This is a genomic window from Salinimicrobium aquimaris, from assembly GCF_035607535.1.
In the GTDB taxonomy this organism is placed as follows: Bacteria; Bacteroidota; Bacteroidia; order Flavobacteriales; family Flavobacteriaceae; genus Salinimicrobium.
Genome location: NZ_JAYDZX010000003.1, coordinates 135,056 through 151,611, shown reverse-complemented (window position 1 = coordinate 151,611; position 16,556 = coordinate 135,056). Strand labels below are relative to the sequence as shown.

Annotated in this window: 15 protein-coding genes; 4 read left to right on the top strand and 11 right to left on the bottom strand. The window is 41.5% G+C overall.

The window, feature by feature from the left end; translation table 11 throughout:
• Positions 1-30: 30 nt before the first annotated feature.
• Positions 31-1,215: a phosphoglycerate kinase gene (locus VR862_RS06830; RefSeq protein WP_324720206.1), complete on the bottom strand. Its 1,185-nt coding sequence runs from the start codon at positions 1,213-1,215 to the stop codon at positions 31-33.
• 69 nt (positions 1,216-1,284) lie between these two features.
• Here VR862_RS06830 and VR862_RS06825 point away from each other — a divergent pair, with 69 nt between their 5' ends.
• Positions 1,285-2,433 (top strand): DNA polymerase III subunit, encoded by a 1,149-nt coding sequence (locus VR862_RS06825; protein ID WP_324720205.1) that lies wholly within the window; start codon positions 1,285-1,287, stop codon positions 2,431-2,433.
• 6 nt (positions 2,434-2,439) lie between these two features.
• Complete coding sequence (locus tag VR862_RS06820; RefSeq protein ID WP_324720204.1) at positions 2,440-2,838, top strand: DoxX family protein; 399 nt, start codon at positions 2,440-2,442, stop codon at positions 2,836-2,838.
• 48 nt (positions 2,839-2,886) lie between these two features.
• Here the strand turns inward: VR862_RS06820 and VR862_RS06815 are convergent, their stop codons facing one another.
• The 5 genes from VR862_RS06815 to VR862_RS06795 form a co-directional block, all read right to left on the bottom strand.
• On the bottom strand, positions 2,887-3,423 hold the full coding sequence (locus tag VR862_RS06815) for an OmpH/Skp family outer membrane protein (RefSeq protein WP_324720203.1): 537 nt from the start codon (positions 3,421-3,423) through the stop codon (positions 2,887-2,889).
• A 227-nt stretch (positions 3,424-3,650) separates the two neighbouring features.
• A complete protein-coding gene (locus VR862_RS06810) occupies positions 3,651-4,508 on the bottom strand; it encodes a class I SAM-dependent methyltransferase (protein WP_324720202.1) in 858 nt (285 codons plus the stop codon).
• A 42-nt stretch (positions 4,509-4,550) separates the two neighbouring features.
• Positions 4,551-6,422, bottom strand: a complete 1,872-nt coding sequence (mnmG, locus tag VR862_RS06805) for a tRNA uridine-5-carboxymethylaminomethyl(34) synthesis enzyme MnmG (protein ID WP_324720201.1) — start codon at positions 6,420-6,422, stop codon at positions 4,551-4,553.
• Between the two features lie 10 nt (positions 6,423-6,432).
• Positions 6,433-6,864: an rRNA maturation RNase YbeY gene (ybeY, locus tag VR862_RS06800; RefSeq protein WP_324720200.1), complete on the bottom strand. Its 432-nt coding sequence runs from the start codon at positions 6,862-6,864 to the stop codon at positions 6,433-6,435.
• Positions 6,845-10,087 (bottom strand): hypothetical protein, encoded by a 3,243-nt coding sequence (locus VR862_RS06795; protein WP_324720199.1) that lies wholly within the window; start codon positions 10,085-10,087, stop codon positions 6,845-6,847. The genes ybeY and VR862_RS06795 overlap by 20 nt, the downstream gene beginning before the upstream one ends.
• 126 nt (positions 10,088-10,213) lie before the next feature.
• On the opposite strand from VR862_RS06795, the gene gltX reads away from it, so the two are divergent.
• The gene (gltX, locus tag VR862_RS06790; RefSeq protein WP_324720198.1) at positions 10,214-11,737 is read left to right on the top strand and encodes a glutamate--tRNA ligase; all 1,524 of its coding nucleotides are present in this window, start codon (positions 10,214-10,216) and stop codon (positions 11,735-11,737) included.
• 75 nt (positions 11,738-11,812) lie between these two features.
• Here gltX and VR862_RS06785 read toward each other — a convergent pair whose 3' ends face one another.
• Positions 11,813-12,541 carry an outer membrane beta-barrel protein gene (locus VR862_RS06785; RefSeq protein ID WP_324720197.1) on the bottom strand — a complete coding sequence of 243 codons (729 nt, stop codon included), beginning with the start codon at positions 12,539-12,541 and terminating at the stop codon, positions 11,813-11,815.
• Between the two features lie 27 nt (positions 12,542-12,568).
• Here VR862_RS06785 and VR862_RS06780 point away from each other — a divergent pair, with 27 nt between their 5' ends.
• Positions 12,569-13,579, top strand: coding sequence for an SPFH domain-containing protein (locus tag VR862_RS06780; RefSeq protein ID WP_324720196.1), 1,011 nt, complete (start codon positions 12,569-12,571; stop codon positions 13,577-13,579).
• Between the two features lie 2 nt (positions 13,580-13,581).
• Here VR862_RS06780 and VR862_RS06775 read toward each other — a convergent pair whose 3' ends face one another.
• The 4 genes from VR862_RS06775 to VR862_RS06760 form a co-directional block, all read right to left on the bottom strand.
• Entirely contained in the window at positions 13,582-13,806 is a 225-nt protein-coding gene (locus VR862_RS06775) for a DUF6327 family protein (RefSeq protein WP_324720195.1), read from the bottom strand.
• The gene (locus VR862_RS06770; RefSeq protein ID WP_324720194.1) at positions 13,793-14,239 is read right to left on the bottom strand and encodes a phage holin family protein; all 447 of its coding nucleotides are present in this window, start codon (positions 14,237-14,239) and stop codon (positions 13,793-13,795) included. The genes VR862_RS06775 and VR862_RS06770 overlap by 14 nt, the downstream gene beginning before the upstream one ends.
• Positions 14,240-14,245: 6 nt before the next feature.
• Entirely contained in the window at positions 14,246-14,659 is a 414-nt protein-coding gene (locus VR862_RS06765) for a YtxH domain-containing protein (RefSeq protein WP_324720193.1), read from the bottom strand.
• 132 nt (positions 14,660-14,791) lie between these two features.
• A complete protein-coding gene (locus VR862_RS06760) occupies positions 14,792-16,468 on the bottom strand; it encodes a glutamine--tRNA ligase/YqeY domain fusion protein (protein ID WP_324720192.1) in 1,677 nt (558 codons plus the stop codon).
• Between the last annotated feature and the right edge of the window lie 88 nt (positions 16,469-16,556).

The following is a 16,556-nucleotide window of genomic DNA, read 5'->3' as shown; positions in this document are numbered from 1 at the left end:
GTACCTGTTCCCTTCAATTATCGTACCTCTTTACTTTTTAAGGGCTTCAATTCCCGGTAAACTCTTTCCTTCAAGCATTTCCAACATAGCTCCACCCCCTGTAGATACGTAGCTTACCTTGTCTTCAAGACCAAATTGTTTAACAGCTGCGACAGAGTCACCACCACCAACGAGAGAAAAGGCTCCCTTTTGTGTGGCAGCTACAATATATTCTCCAACGGCAATAGTTCCCTTGGCAAAAGGCTGCATTTCAAAAACTCCCATCGGCCCGTTCCACAAAATGGTCTTAGAGTCTTCGAGAACCTTTCCATATTTTTTAACAGTTTCCGGTCCTATATCCAGACCCATCCAGCCATCGGGAATTTCGTCAACAGGGACGGTTTTGGTGTTGGCGTCTTCCGAAAAGGAATCGGCTATTACGGCGTCAACCGGTAAATGTATCTTCACGCCTTTTTCCTCGGCCTTGCGCAGAATTTCAAGGGCCAATTCCTGTTTGTCTTCCTCTACTAATGAATTTCCAATCTTTCCACCTTTGGCTTTTGTGAAAGTATAGGTCATTCCTCCGCCAATGATAAGGTGGTCGATCTTATCCAGAATATTTTCGATGACAGTGATCTTGGTAGACACTTTGGCACCTCCTAAAACTGCAGTCACAGGTTTTTTTGAACTACCCAGCACCTTCTCCAGGCTTTCAATTTCCTTGGCAAGCAGAGCCCCTAAACATTTATCTTCAAAATAATTAGCCACAATAGTGGTAGAAGCATGAGCACGGTGAGCAGTACCAAAAGCATCGTTCACATAGATGTCACCAAGAGTAGACAACTTTTTAGCAAAGTTCTCTTCCCCTTTTTCTTCTTCTGCATTAAAACGGAGATTTTCCAGTAACAGGACTTCACCGGGTTTTAGCTCCCTGGCAGCCTGCTGCGCCTTTTCCCCGGTGCTGTCGTCTACAAATTTTACTTTCACCCCCAGGATCTCGGAAGCCTTATCTACAATGTGCTCCAGGGAGTTCTTTTTATCTACTCCTTTGGGTCGTCCCAGGTGAGACATTAGGATAGCACTACCACCATCCTTAAGAATTTTATCTACTGTAGGTTTAGCTCCTTCTATACGGCTGGTATCTCCCACCTCTTGTTGCTCATTTAGCGGAACATTAAAATCGACCCGTACAAGGGCCTTTTTATTTTTGAAATTATAATCATTAATGGTTTTCATAATGCTTGGTTTGGCATAAATAAATTTTTCTCTAAGATACTAAAGTGTGAAGAAATTTTATCTTTGCTTATGCTATTTTCTGAAGTTTTAGGCCTGCCCCACATCAAGAATCACCTTACTACAACTGTAGATAATCAAAGGATTCCTCATGCACAATTATTTGTGGGTTCCTCTGGAAGTGGAACTCTTCCTATGGCCATAGCATATGCTCAATATGTCTTGTGCAGCAATAACGGAGGCGAAAACAATACGGGAAGGGAAGCCTGTAATATCAAGATGAACAAACTGGCCCACCCCGACCTCCATTTTGCCTTTCCGGTTGCCAATAATGATAAGGTAAAGAAAAATGCCGTTTCCTCTCATTTTAGTGAGGAGTGGAGGCAATTTGTGGAACAGGAGCCCTATGGCAGCCTTTTCGACTGGTACCAAAAACTCGGAATTGAGAACAAACAGGGAAAAATTGGGGTAGACGAGGCGCAGGACATAGTTAAATCTCTTTCCCTTAAAGCCTATGAAGGAGGCTATAAGGTCATGATCATCTGGATGGCCGAAAAGATGAACGACAGCTGTGCCAATAAGTTGCTAAAGCTCATTGAAGAACCTCCTCAAAAAACACTTTTTCTATTGATCACCGAGGAGGAAGAGAATATCATCCAAACCATTAGATCAAGGTGTCAAACCCTTCATTTCCCGCCTCTTAATGAAGCTGTAATTGCAGAAGGTTTGGTGGAAAAGGAGCAATGCGATCGTGCCAGGGCTATGACCATTGCCCACCGGGCAAACGGCAATTACAACAATGCCCTCCATATTCTAAAGGAGAATTCTGGCGATGAGCAATTCGAGGAATGGTTTATTTCCTGGGTGCGCACGGCTTTTAAAGCCAAGGGAGACAAGACTGCCCTGGCCGAGTTGATCGCCTGGAGTGAAATGATAGCAGGAACAGGAAGAGAACCTCAAAAAAAGTTTTTACTCTATTGCATGGATTTTTTCCGGCAGGCGCTTATGTACAATTACAAAGCAAAAGATCTCGTTTTCATGGAGCCGCAAACCAAAGGCTTCAAGCTTGAGAAATTTGCGCCTTTTATTACAGGGAAAAATATTACCGGAATAACCAAAGAACTGGAGGATGCTATTTACCACATCGAAAGAAATGGAAATGCCAAGATCATTCTCACAGATCTCTCAATTAAACTTACCCGCTTAATTCATAAAAACTAAATCAAAATGGACAACTTCATTCTTAACATACCGGTTTATCTTATTCTTATTTTTACCATCATTACCTTTTTACAATCGGGATTTGACAAGATGTTTAACTGGAGTGCTAATTATGAATGGCTCACCGGTCACTTCAAAGGCACTTTTATGGGAGGAATGGTCTCTGTCCTTCTTGCCGTCATTCTGGTACTGGAGGTGCTCACGGGATTTTTGGCACTTGCCGCAATTTTCACCCTGTATTTAAATAATGATCCCGGTTTTGCCCTTTGGTCCCTTGTTTTAGCTGCTATTACCCTGCTAATGCTTCTATTCGGGCAGCGGGTGGCAAATGATTATGCCGGAGCTTTTACAATCGTCGGTTATTTTATTGTCATAATCTTCGGAATTTTCCTTGTTACAGCATAAAAAAAGGGTTCCGTAACGGAACCCTTTGATCTTTAACTGATAGAATTCTTATTCAGTAACTGCAGCATCTTCCTTAGTCACTCCTCTACTTTCATTTAGTTCCTTTAGAATTTCCTGGGTGATATCCAATCCTTCCTCAGCGTACATAATATTAGCAGATTCGTTGGATCCAAAAATGTAAGTGTAGTCGTTCTCTTCTCCGTACACCTTTACAAAATCCTTTACCTTGGTAATAAGAGAATCAATTACTACGTCCCCCTCCTGTCTTAATTGACTGCTCCTCATTTGTTGTTGTTGCTGAAGCATTTGCTGCTTGCGCATAAGTTCTTCCTGGGCAGCTTGCTTTTCTGCTTCGCTCATTGTCGCCATATTCTCCCTGAACTCCATTACTTCCTGCTGAAAACCCTGTGCAGCCGAATCCAGCTCTCTTTTCAAGCTTTCGGACCTTTCATTGAAATCTGCTTCCACTTCTTTCATTTCTGAATACTCCTGAATTAATACAGTCGTATCGACATATGCAGTTTTGTCGTTATTACATCCGGCTAGTATAGCTCCTAAGGAAAGAGCAATAAATAATTTTTTCATTTTAATTTCTATTTCGTTCGCAGCAAAAGTAAGAAAGCATTTTCATTCCCTACTTAAAAACGCAATTTTCTGAACCTATAAGGAAAATTCATAAAACTTTAAAAGTTATTTGGAAAATCTATTAAAACCGACGGTTAAAGAAGCTGAAAACAGGTGATTTCAGAAAAAAGAATAGGTAGATCATCATCTAAAAGAAGAAAACCTCTTAAAAAGCCTTAAAATGAGTTTTACTTGCTTTTCCTGATGAAGTAAGTGAGCGAGGAATAATTTCCTGTAGATCTGGCTTTGAAATTAGATATTGATCCGGTGAGAAGAGCTTTAGGTATATTTGAACTACCTGTAGCATATTTTTCCGAAAGCAGGCTCACATAAAAGGAATCAAAAAAAAGCCCTTTTTGAGAGGTAAGGAAAAAACCTGCCGAAGAAAAGATCTCCTTCATGGCTGAAGGTGAAAAATGATATAGGTGTCGCGGCACATCATATGCTGCCCAAAATTCCTTGTACTTCCGGGCATCATAACTTTTAAAATTTGGAACTGCGATGACCAGCAGCCCATCAGGTTTTAAAAGTCGGTTCAATTCAGAAATCTGTTCTTCAAGATCCGGCACATGTTCCAGCACATGCCACATAGTAATTACATCAAAACTATGGGAAGGAAAGGATTTGGTATTATCAATAAGTGGAAGACCTTTTTTAGAAGCAAGGTTCCGGGCTCCGGAATTCGGCTCGGCCCCAAATACTTTCCAACCTCGCTTTTTTGCCGCCAGCAAGAAATCACCCGTTCCTGCACCAATATCTAAAATATTTCCCTGCCCTGGTTTTTCTCTTTCAATCCAATTAAGCTTTTTGGAAAGCATAAGATCTTTCACTTTCTGATAAATCTTATCCAAAAATCCCTTTTTTGAATCGGTATGGGAAATGTATTTTTCGCTCTTGTAATAGGCCGGTAATTTATCAAGATCGGGTTTTGGAAATGTGGCAAGAAGATCAAGGTCCTTTGCTTTTCGCAGTTCAAAAACCTCTCCTGTAACGGTGTGGTCTTTACAGGTAAGGGAAGTTTTATTAGAAAATTCTAGTGGCAACATTGGAATTTTTTAAAGGATGTTCCACGTGGAACGATGAACAAATTATCGCCCCATATACACAAGCAGCACAGAGATATCATTAGGACTTACCCCGCTGATTCTTGAAGCCTGAGACACGGAAGTAGGCTTAACCTTTTTCAGTTTTTCACGCGCTTCGTATGACATCGACTTGATCCTGGAGTAATCAAAATCCTCCGGAATTTTAATCCCTTCCAGCCTGTGAAGTTTATCTGCATTGTTCTTTTCCTTTTCAATATACCCCGAATACTTCACTTGAATCTCGGTCTGCTCCAGCACTTCTTCAGTAAGATCATGCTCCTGAATAAATTCCTCTACCCCACTAAAATTTCGGATATCCTGCATGTCGATATTAGGCCGAGAAAAGACTTTAAAAATCTTATCACTCTGCTTCATGGCTGCCGAATTATTTGCCTCCAAAACAACATTTGCTTCTTCGGGCGCCACGCTGGTGTCCTTCAAAAATTCAACAAAAGAATGAGATTTAGATTTCTTTTCTTCCATTTTTCGAAGTCTCTTTTCCGAAGCCAAACCAATTCTATAAGACTTTTCGGTAAGCCTGAAGTCGGCATTATCCTGTCGAAGTAAAGTGCGATACTCGGCCCTTGACGTAAACATCCTGTAAGGCTCTTCGGTTCCTTTCGTGATTAGATCGTCAATAAGTACCCCGATATAGGCTTCACTTCTTTGTAAAATAAATTCTTCCTTTTCCTGCACTTTTAAAGCAGCATTAATTCCGGCCATCAAACCTTGTGAGCCGGCTTCTTCGTAACCGGTGGTTCCATTGATTTGTCCGGCAAAATAGAGTCCGCTAACGAGCTTGGTCTCCAAAGTATGTTTCAACTGGGTCGGCGGGAAATAATCATATTCAATTGCATATCCCGGTCTGAAGAATTTTACATTTTCAAATCCGGCAACAGAACGTAAGGCTTTGAATTGAACATCCTCGGGAAGAGAAGTTGAGAAACCATTAATATACATCTCTACAGTATTCCATCCTTCAGGTTCTATGAAAAGCTGATGTCTGTCCTTATCGGCAAACCGGTTGATCTTATCTTCAATAGACGGGCAATAACGGGGGCCAATACTCTTGATCCTGCCGTTGAACATTGGAGACCTGTCAAAACCTTCTTTTAATAAATTATGCACCTCGGGAGAGGTGTAAGACATGTAACAGGATCTCTGTTTCGTGAGCGGTTTTGTTTCATCGAGGTAGGAGAACTTTGACGGAATTTCATCTCCGGGCTGTTCGATCATCTTGGAATAATCCAGCGATCTTCCATCTACTCTTGGAGGAGTTCCGGTCTTCATTCTTCCGGCTTCAAAACCCAGCTGAACGAGCTCTTCGGTAATGCCTGTCGCAGCTCTTTCTCCTGCCCTACCCCCCCCGAATTGTTTCTCCCCTATATGGATCAAACCATTTAGAAAAGTACCATTCGTTAAGATGACCGTTTTGGATCTTATTTCTATTCCAAGGGAGGTTTTTACGCCTACAACTTTCTCTCCTTCTATGATAAGTCCTGACACCATTTCCTGGTAAAAATCCAGATTTGGTGTTCCTTCAAGACGCAGTCGCCAATGTTCGGCAAACATCATCCTGTCGCTCTGAACCCTCGGGCTCCACATCGCAGGTCCTTTTGATTTGTTCAGCATCTTAAACTGTATAGCACTTGTATCACTCACCAGCCCACTATAACCTCCAAGAGCATCTATCTCCCGAACGATCTGTCCTTTTGCAATTCCACCCATGGCCGGGTTACAGCTCATTTGTGCAATATTCTGAAGGTTCATTGTCACTAAAAGTGTGCTACAACCCATATTAGCTGCCGCTGCCGCTGCCTCACTCCCTGCGTGACCGGCCCCCACAACTATAACATCATACTTGTCTTGAAACATAAATTTCCTGCTATTGTTCCACGTGGAACATTTTCATTTTTTCTTCTTCCTTCTTTCGCATTATTTGCTCCTGTTCAGTGGTCTTATCTTTATACCCACAGAAGTGAAGCACCCCATGAATAATTACCCTTTTTAGCTCCTCAGTAAAAGTGACTTCATAAGTGCCGGCATTCTCTTCCACCCTTTGGGTGCTAATAAAGATATCGCCGTTGAGGATATTCCCAACAGAAGCATCAAAACTAATTATATCTGTGTAGGTGTCGTGATCGAGGTACTTTTGATTAATGTCTAAAAGATACTCGTCATCACAAAAAATAAAACTTATTTCACCGGTCTTTTTCCCTTCCGATGCAATCACCTTTTTAACCCAGGTTTCATAACCGGAAACACCCTCCAGTTCGAAATCATTTTCAGAATAGAAATTAATTATCTCTTCGTTCAAAATATTCTTTTACTTTAAGCTTGTAAACGGGGCGCAAAGGTAAGGTTTGTCTATTTAAAATTTCAGTGGTGCTAAAATATTCTTTAGCCCGCTCCCTGGCCGACTTAGTCTCGTTAGAATACACTTCCTTACCGGTAGTGGATTCTCTTTCAGGTTTTTCACCCTGTTGCCGCTCGGCATCTTCCAGTTCTATCAATCGGTGTTCCAATTTCTGCATTCTTTGAAGTACTCCCGGATCAAATCCTTTTTCCAATAGTTGTTTCTCGATTTGTTCCATTTCCTTTTTTACTCCATCACCCTTCCCATCCATACCTTCTTCTTTTAACTTCTTCTCAAGCGCCCGTCTCAACATTTGTTGCTCCTGAAAAATTCTAAAGAGCTCTCCACTTTCTTCTTCCCCAGATTCACCTTCCCCACCCTGTTGCTTCTGTTGTCCTTTTTGCATTTGTTCCTGCATTTCTTCATTAAGCTCACCCTGCTTTTGAATGATGTCCTGCAGCTGTTGACCCTGACCGCTCCCTTGTGAGGGTGACGAATTCATCATTTCTTCCATATTGCCCAGGATATCGCTTAATAAGTAGGCCAGATCGTTAGCTCCCGTTATCACATACTGCTGACTACTCAGACCCATCCTGATCTCATTTTGAGCTAACCTCTCAAGAGTCTGTTCCAGGCTGTAATCAACATCGATGAGTTTCTTTGTAATAGGTTCACTAATCATTTCATTCCGTAAAGCCAGATTGTATAAGCTATCATCAATATGCCTGAAATTCTCCCTTAAAAGATCCTGTCGTCTTAGCTTGCCCGGTAAGGTTGTATTATCACTTCCTAATTTTCTGAAGTCCTCCATAAGGTCTTCCTGGCCAAAGGAAAAAGTGACAAGATTGTCCAGGATTTGACGAAGCACGCTGGCATCTTCCTGCATTTGTTGCATTCCTGCCTGCTGCATTTGTTGCTTCATTTTTTTACTCATCTGCATAAGCTTTTCAGCGGCCTTCTTCTGTTCCTTTTTTGCCCCTTCCCTGTTCTGCTTCTCAAGTTCTTCTCCTGCTTTTTGCTGATCTTCCAGTACTCCTTCCTGTTCCTCTTCACTTTCAGGAATGTCCAGAGGTTTCTTTAGATCTTCGTTTTCCTTCTCAAGATCTTTAAGCTCCTCAAAAACTTCATCTGTTTTTTGAGACAAAGAATCCTGAGCTGACTTTGTATTGGAAATATCCTCTTCAGCCAGCTTTTGCTGATCCTCTCCTAATTTTTCCAGCTCCTCAGCAATTTTTGCAGACTTCTCCTGAACGTAATATTTCTTCGTCAATTCAAGTAACTGTTCAAGGCTTCTCTCCTGGTTGCGGGAATTTTTTGATAGTTCTTCCAGCTTTTCCTGAAGACCCTCCTCTGTAATTTTTTCAGAATACTTTTCGAGCTCCTCCAGCAGTTTCTCATTCTCTTCCAAATCTTCTTTCCTGTTTTCTAAACGCTCCTCGAGATTCTTTTTCAACTCCTCATTTTGCGGTGCGGTTTCCTCCTGCAAATTCCTTTTAAGCTTCTCCGCAAAATTTTCCATTATCTGGTTTTGCTGCTTTTGCCGTTGAAGAAAATTTTCCAGCTTCTTCCGGTCATTGTAATTCAGTTCCTTTTTCTCTCTCTGAAGCCTTGACAATTCCTCCAGTTCCTTCTCAGAAAGTTTCAATTTTTCCAGAGAATTGTCTATTCCCTTTATAGCTTTTTGTTGTTCCTGTAACCTCTGTTGCTTTTCTTCGGAATCCGTTTTACTGTTATAGCTAAAAACTCTGCTTTTTACTCTTTTATAACCGTTAAGAGCATCATTATCAATGACTTCAAAGAAAAATTCATACATTTTCCCCTTTTCAAGACTTATGGTATCGGGAAAGCTGGTAACGAACTCCCCCACATTTCCTTTTCCAAAAGGAAGCCGCACCTTAAAGGAATTAGTTTTATCACCCTTCTCCTCAACCACCAGGTTAACAACTCTAATTCCATAATCGTCGGACACTTTTCCATAGAAATATTGGAAATCGGGCTCCAGAGAGTCGATCTGTTGTTCCAGAATGAGCTCTGGATGCTCATCCCTCACAATCCTGATCTGGTAATTAAGACTTTCAAAATTCTTCACCTTTGCATTAGAAGTGCTTATTTCATAGTTCACGTTAGCTCTTAATTGTTTTCGAAGCCGAAAAAGATCTCCCCTCTTTTGGAATTTTTGAAGAGTATCCGGAAGTTTCATTTCAACGTTATTGGTAGCGGTGGTTTCCAACTCCCAATTCACCTGTGTACCTTCAGGAACCGTAGCATTACCCGTACCTTCAACTACCTCCTCCCCTAATCCAGTATGCTGTGGAAATTCCAGAATCATCTTCAAATTCCTCATTTTTGGAACCTCAATAACTTCTACTTCATATTTCGGGCTACGGATCTCGTTAGCCAAAATCTGAAAATCAAAAGAAGCCTGTGCGGGCTCAAAGGTGTATTCGAACAAGCCGGGTGAAACCCGCTTCATAAAATAACTTTGGCCGTTGTATTGTACAGAGGCATCCTGGGGAACAATTCTTCCACTGGTACTCACCTGAATGGTCAGCGGTTCATTTTCCCTGATTTTTAACCGGTCATTGAGAAGCTGAAAAGAAAACGGTGCAGGAGGTTCATAAGCAGTTTTGTAATTAACTACCCGTTCATAACTACCGGAAAAAACTTCTGTTCTTCCTGAAAGAACTACCAATAGAATAATAAGTACGGGAATGGCAGCATACTTCAGATATGGCAGGTTCTTCTTTAGATCCACCGCCATGGTAAAGGGTACGGGACGTAATTCTGCGGCTTTTTGATCTATTGAGGCAATTAAAAGATCGGTCCTTTCATCATTCTTGCTTAGCTGAAGTAGGTTCAGCAGTTTATCACTTACTTCAGGAAAGTGGCGCCCAATAATTCGTGAAGCTTCAGTATATCCAATCCCGTGGGAAATCCGGAAGAGTTTAAGCAAGGGATATATGATGAACCTTCCGAAGAGAAAGATCTCCACCCCTACAAAACTCCAGAATAAAATACTCCTGCCGGTAGGATCAAGCCACAACAAATGTTCAACAAAGAGTGTTACGAGAAAATATAACAACCCAATGGATACAAACAGAATGGAGCCTTTGAGCAGTTCATTGAGATAAAACTTTCTTATAAACGCCTCCAGCTTGTTACGTAAGATCTCAAAATTATCCATGCTCCTCCCCATTTTTGAATCTTATAAAATTACAATTTTATTCGAGAAATTTTGGAACCTCCACATTTTCAGCTGCATTTCGAGAACCTAAAGAATCCTTTATCTTTGCGCAATAAAATACGCGTTATGTCTACAGAAAAAGTAAGAGTGCGTTTTGCACCGAGTCCTACGGGGCCATTACATATAGGAGGAGTAAGAACTGCCCTTTTTAACTACCTGTTCGCTAAAAAACATGGCGGAGATTTCATTCTTAGGGTGGAAGATACAGACCAGGCAAGATTTGTGGAAGGAGCAGAAGAATACATCATAGAATCTCTAAACTGGTGCAATATCCCTTTTGATGAAGGACCTGGAAAAGAGAAAGACGCCGGACCTTACCGTCAAAGCGAAAGAAAAAGCCTCTACAGGGAGTATGCCGAAATGCTTATTGCTTCGGGTAATGCTTACTACGCTTTTGATACTTCTGAAGAGTTGGATAAGCATAGGGAAAATCATGAGGCAAAAGGAAAAACTTTCATCTACAACTGGCACAACCGTCAAAAATTGAAGAATTCCCTCTCTTTACCGGAGGCTGAAGTAAAGCAGAAAATAGAGGCAGGGGAAGCATATGTCATCCGCTTTAAGGCGCCAGAAGATGAAACCCTGCACCTAAAGGATGAAATAAGGGGAGAGATGACCATTGACACAAAGATCCTGGATGATAAGGTGCTTTTTAAAAGCGACGGGATGCCAACATATCACCTCGCCAATATTGTGGATGATCATTTGATGAAGATCACTCACGTAATTCGAGGAGAAGAATGGCTTCCTTCCCTTGCTTTGCACGTGCTTTTATACCGTGCCTTTGATTGGAAAGCACCAAAGTTTGCTCACCTTCCATTAATCCTGAAGCCACAGGGAAAAGGAAAACTAAGCAAGCGGGATGGCGACAAGATGGGTTTCCCGGTCTTTCCGCTGGAATGGAAAGATCCGAAATCGGGCGACGTTTCTACAGGTTACCGGGAAGAAGGATATTTTCCCGAAGCGGTTGTGAATATGCTGGCTCTCCTTGGTTGGAATGCCGGAGGTGGAACTGAAAAGGAAATTTATACCCTAGAAGAACTTACCAGGGCTTTTAGTTTAGAGCATGTTTCGAAAGGCGGATCAAAATTTGACCCTGAAAAGACCAGGTGGTTCCAACATCATTACATGCAGGAAACTAACAACGAAGAGCTGGCAAAAGATCTTGTAGGCCTTCTTCAGGAGAAAGGAATTTCAACATCACAGGAGTACGCACAACATATAATTTCACTTCTAAAGGAAAGAACCACGTTTTTAAGCGACTTCTGGGAACAGGGGAGCTACTTCTTCACTGCGCCTGAAAAATACGATGAGAAAGCCGCTAAAAAAGCATGGAAGGAAGATACAGCCGGAATAATGGAGAAGGTTATTAGTATTCTGGAAGAAGTTGAAGATTTTAGTGCAGGAAACGTGCAGGAAAGCGTGAAGTCCTGGATAACTTCAGAAGGAATTGGTTTTGGAAAAGTGATGCAGCCATTCAGGTTATCGTTGGTTGGCGCAATGCAGGGACCAGATGTATTTGATATTGCCGCTGCAATTGGCCGGGAGGAAACCATCTCCCGAATAAGAAAGGCCCAAAGCGAACTTTAGTACAGAAAAATTCAAACTGAAAAAGCCATTTTTGAGAGGTCTCAAAAATGGCTTTTTCAGTTAGTGTAATTTCGTTTACAAATAGAAGGTAATTCCCCCTGCAATTATGCTCATGTTACCTTTGAACGACGGCGTAGAAGGATCTATTTCCTGCAGCCCCTCATCATCAAGTCCTTTAAGGAAGTTATTGAGACCGTACTGGTATTGTGCCCAAAATTTTACGGTTTCCCATCCCCCACTCAGTCCAACGGCGAGGTTAAAATTGAAGGTGGAAACATTCTCTAGATCTATCGCATTGAGATTATAGTTACCAACATAATACAACTCCTTATCCTGCCTTGCCTCAAGTTTTCCGTTCACCTGAACTACAGGCCCGGCTTCAACACTAAGGTAATGATCAAGTAGCTTATAACTGGCAAAGAAATTCCCCTGCACCCCAATCATGTTGTATTCAATTTGAGTATCGGCAGTTGTTGTTTCAATCTTCTGGCGACCTTCAATATCTACATTAAAGTCATAAAAATTGATTCCATAAACGAACTGGAAATCTTCGTAGAAAGAAGCTCTGGTTGTAAAACCTGCGGTCCAGCTAAGCTTTGGAGTCACCTGGAGATCATCTGTAATAATATTAAAATGATTTACTCCTCCCTGCAGCCCCAGTCTGTTGTATTCCCCATCCCAAATACGGCGCTGTGCCTGTGTGCTGAAGGAAAAGAATAAAATCCCTGCAAGAAGAATAACTTTCTTAAGATCCATAAATGTTGATTTGAGAAATGAGGGGCTAATGTAGGTGATTATTTTCATATCTTTCGTTAAAATTAACTTACAACCATGATTCCCACTATTCTAACCATCTTCTTCGCTATTCTTGGATTGATCATTCTTTTCTCCGGAATATTTACAGTTAAACAGCAAACTGCTGCCGTGATTGAACGCTTCGGAAAATTCCAGCGTATTAGTAACAGCGGATTACATTTTAAGGTTCCTGTTTTTGATCAGATCTCCGGAAGGATCAACCTAAAGGTTCAACAGCTCGATGTACTTGTTGAGACAAAGACCAAAGACGATGTTTTTGTAAAACTGAAGATCTCTGTACAGTTCCAGGTCATTAGCGCAAGGATCTACGACGCCTTCTACAAGTTGGAGAATTCTCATGACCAAATCACCTCTTACGTATTTGACGTGGTTCGTGCCGAAGTTCCAAAAATGAAACTGGATGATGTGTTTGAGAGAAAGGATGACATTGCAATTGCCGTTAAACGGGAATTGAACGAAGCAATGGAGGAATATGGTTATGATATCATTAAAACCCTTGTGACCGATATTGATCCCGATGTACAGGTAAAAGCTGCCATGAATAGAATCAACGCATCAGAAAGGGAGAAAGTGGCTGCTGAATATGAAGCAGAAGCCGAAAGGATCAAGATCGTTGCCAAGGCCCGCGCAGAAGCTGAAAGTAAGCGTTTACAAGGACAGGGTATTGCAGACCAGCGAAGAGAAATTGCACGCGGTCTTGAAGAAAGTGTAGATGTCTTGAACAATGTCGGGATCAATTCCCAGGAGGCTTCTGCTTTAATAGTGGTCACGCAACATTATGACACGCTTCAATCTCTCGGGGAAGAAACCCAAAGTAATCTTATACTTTTACCTAACTCTCCACAAACCGGAAGTGACATGCTAAATAATATGATCGCATCCTTTACTGCCTCCAATCAAATTGGAGAAGCAATGAAAAAAGAAAATGCTTTAAGGGAGAAAAAACGCAGGGAAAAACAGGAGCGAAAAAAGAGAGAACTACCTCCGGAACTGCCACAGGAAGATCCCGATAGCCCGGAAGAATAGTCTTATTTGAATTTGTTGCCTATAAATGCCAGGACTGATGTAGTTCCTTTAAGGATATAAGGGTTTTTCATCAGGCTGTTGGCTGCGTCCTTCACAATACGCTTGGGAGAGAGACTTTCCTTTGTCTGATTCATACTCAACAGAACCTTTTCTTTGTCAATCTCTCTTTGGAGTTTAAGGAGTTGCAGATCGCGTTCTATTTCTTTGAAATTCTTATACTCTCTCATTGTCCTTGATTATGATTTCATCGGTTTCAAAATCCTTTTGAGGAGTGAACTCATGATGTTCCTCGTGGACCGGCTTTTTTTCGGGCTTCTGAAAGAACTTTCTGGATGCTCCGGGCAATATGGCCTTCATTAGCACTTTACTACCAAAGAAAACGAAGAAAAGGACCAATAAGAGATAAATACCCGCCACAATAAAGAAACCACTGCTTGGGGAATCGATCCAGTTACTTAGAGCTACTGCGACAGCGATGGATATGAACATTATAAAAAAGAACATAAAAAGGGCTATTGCCACACCTTTAATGGCGGCAATAGCTCCATGTATGCTCTTATTAAAGAGTTCTAGTTTATAATACTCAGCACTACTGTGTGCTAAGGCTTTAACGTTCTCCTTTAATTGTTGAAAATTGTTGGATATTCTTCCAAATGCCATAAACGCTTAGACTGCAGCATTACCTGTATTCTTCTTTCCTTTGGAAGCTACGCTTTCGTCAATGTTAGCGTTATCATCTGTGCCTCCTTTTCGATCTTTCTGAAATTTGGCATTCTGTCTTTTTAGCTCGTCGAGTTTAGTTTCAAGACTACTGAGGATCTCATCGGCTTTATAGCTTGCTGAAGATAAAGTTTCCTCCAGTCTCTGCTCAAAATCAGATTTGGCTTTTTTGGCTTTTTGACTAAGATTGGAAGAAGTTTCGCGGTATCGCTTATTTAGGTCATCCTGAGTTCTTCTTGCATTCTCACCCAGTTTTCTCCTGGTTTCCTCTCCACTTTCAGGTGCATATAACATTCCAAGGCCTGCTCCTATAGCTGCCCCGGTTAGCAATGCTAAAAATGTACTTCCTGATTTTGCCATGATATTGTTGGTTATTAAGATTAATACTACAACCAAATATACTTCAATGTGGTCTGTAGCGCTGTTAATAACCGGTTAATATACAAAAACCAATGCTAAATTATTCTTAATTGGCACCGTCCGCACGGCCTGCTAATTCTTACCACCCCACGAATCCCTTAAGGTTACCGTGCGATTGAAAACAAGCTGTTCTTTTGTGCTTTCCTTATCAACGTTAAAATATCCTAATCTTTGGAATTGGAATTTATCCCCTGGCTCTACGTCCTTCAGGCTAGGCTCAAGGTATGCCGTGATGATCTTAAGAGATTCAGGATTCAAAAAATCAAGAAAATCTTTGTCTTTGTCGGCATCCGGTGATTCCACAGAGAAAAGTCGGTCATAAAGCCTTACTTCTGCTTCTATAGCATGTTTGGCCGATACCCAGTGCAATGTTCCTTTGACCTTGCGCATGGATTCCTCGGTTCCGCTTCCACTTCGGCTTTTTGGATCGTAAGTACAGTGAATTTCTGTGATCTCTCCTGCCTCGTTCTTTACCACCTTTTCACCTTTTATGATATATGCATTTTTCAGCCTTACTTCTTTTCCAAGAGTTAGCCTGAAGAACTTACGATTCGCCTCTTCCTTAAAATCTTCCTGTTCTATATATAACTCTCTTGAAAACGGCACCTGTCTTGAACCTGCAGTTTCGTCCTCAGGATTATTTTCGGCTTCGAGCCATTCTTCTTCAGTTTCAGGATAATTGGTAATCACCAGTTTTACAGGATCAAGTACCGCCATTACCCTTGGCGCAGTCTTGTTAAGATCTTCCCGGATACAGAATTCCAACAGGGAAACATCTATGATATTTTCCCTTTTTGCGATCCCTATGGTATCTGCGAATTTGCGGATTGATTGTGGGGTATAACCTCTTCTTCTTAGACCCGAAATAGTTGGCATTCTTGGATCATCCCAGGATTGCACTATTCCTTTTTCAACAAGGTGAAGCAATTTTCTTTTGCTTACAATCGTATGGCTGAGATTACGACGCGCAAACTCACGCTGTTTTGGCTTAAAATCTTCTGAAGAACTCACCTTTTCAAGGAACCAGTTATAAAGCTCCCTGTGCGGCAAAAATTCCAGCGTACAGAAAGAATGTGAAACAGATTCGATAAAATCACTTTGTCCATGAGCCCAGTCGTAGAGCGGATAGATCATCCAGTCGGTCCCTGTGCGGTGATGTTTGCGGTGCAGGGTTCTGTACATCACAGGATCTCGCATCAACATGTTCTTTGCCGCCATGTCAATCTTCGCCCTAAGCACATGCTCCCCTTCCTTAGTTTCCCCATCTTTCATCTTCTGAAAAAGCTCCAGGTTCTCCTCAACAGAGCGATCCCTGTACGGACTGTTCTTCCCCGGCTGAGTGGGAGTTCCTTTTTGTTCTGCAATAGCTTCTGAAGGCTGACTGTCAACATACGCATCGCCGGATTTTATCATCTCCACCGCCCAGTCGTATAACTGCTGAAAATAATCTGAAGCATAACATTCTTTAGCCCATTTAAAACCAAGCCATTCCACGTCACGTTTAATAGCGTCTACGTATTCCTGTTCTTCTTTGATTGGATTTGTATCGTCAAACCGAAGGTTCACAGGAGCATTATACTTCTCCCCCAGCCCAAAGTTGAGGCAAATAGAAGAAGCGTGGCCAATATGAAGATAGCCGTTCGGTTCGGGTGGGAACCTGAATTGCAGGTCCTCTTTTTTATAGTCGTTCTTTAGATCTTCTTCTATGATTTGCTCAATAAAATTGAGGGATCTTTTTTCTTCAGCCATAGTTTCTAATTCATCTTTAAGGGGGACAAAATTACAGAAAATAAACATCATTTCCGCTGCTGCTCATATGTCTTCTGAATTGTTGTTA

Bases quoted from the DNA above. Each gene is read 5' to 3' on its own strand.
- VR862_RS06830 (WP_324720206.1), bottom strand. From the start codon at position 1,215: ATGAAAACCATTAATGATTATAATTTCAAAAATAAAAAGGCCCTTGTA.
- VR862_RS06825 (WP_324720205.1), top strand. From the start codon at position 1,285: ATGCTATTTTCTGAAGTTTTAGGCCTGCCCCACATCAAGAATCACCTT.
- VR862_RS06820 (WP_324720204.1), top strand. From the start codon at position 2,440: ATGGACAACTTCATTCTTAACATACCGGTTTATCTTATTCTTATTTTT.
- VR862_RS06815 (WP_324720203.1), bottom strand. From the start codon at position 3,423: ATGAAAAAATTATTTATTGCTCTTTCCTTAGGAGCTATACTAGCCGGA.
- VR862_RS06810 (WP_324720202.1), bottom strand. From the start codon at position 4,508: ATGTTGCCACTAGAATTTTCTAATAAAACTTCCCTTACCTGTAAAGAC.
- mnmG (WP_324720201.1), bottom strand. From the start codon at position 6,422: ATGTTTCAAGACAAGTATGATGTTATAGTTGTGGGGGCCGGTCACGCA.
- VR862_RS06795 (WP_324720199.1), bottom strand. From the start codon at position 10,087: ATGGATAATTTTGAGATCTTACGTAACAAGCTGGAGGCGTTTATAAGA.
- gltX (WP_324720198.1), top strand. From the start codon at position 10,214: ATGTCTACAGAAAAAGTAAGAGTGCGTTTTGCACCGAGTCCTACGGGG.
- VR862_RS06785 (WP_324720197.1), bottom strand. From the start codon at position 12,541: ATGAAAATAATCACCTACATTAGCCCCTCATTTCTCAAATCAACATTT.
- VR862_RS06780 (WP_324720196.1), top strand. From the start codon at position 12,569: ATGATTCCCACTATTCTAACCATCTTCTTCGCTATTCTTGGATTGATC.
- VR862_RS06775 (WP_324720195.1), bottom strand. From the start codon at position 13,806: ATGAGAGAGTATAAGAATTTCAAAGAAATAGAACGCGATCTGCAACTC.
- VR862_RS06770 (WP_324720194.1), bottom strand. From the start codon at position 14,239: ATGGCATTTGGAAGAATATCCAACAATTTTCAACAATTAAAGGAGAAC.
- VR862_RS06765 (WP_324720193.1), bottom strand. From the start codon at position 14,659: ATGGCAAAATCAGGAAGTACATTTTTAGCATTGCTAACCGGGGCAGCT.
- VR862_RS06760 (WP_324720192.1), bottom strand. From the start codon at position 16,468: ATGGCTGAAGAAAAAAGATCCCTCAATTTTATTGAGCAAATCATAGAA.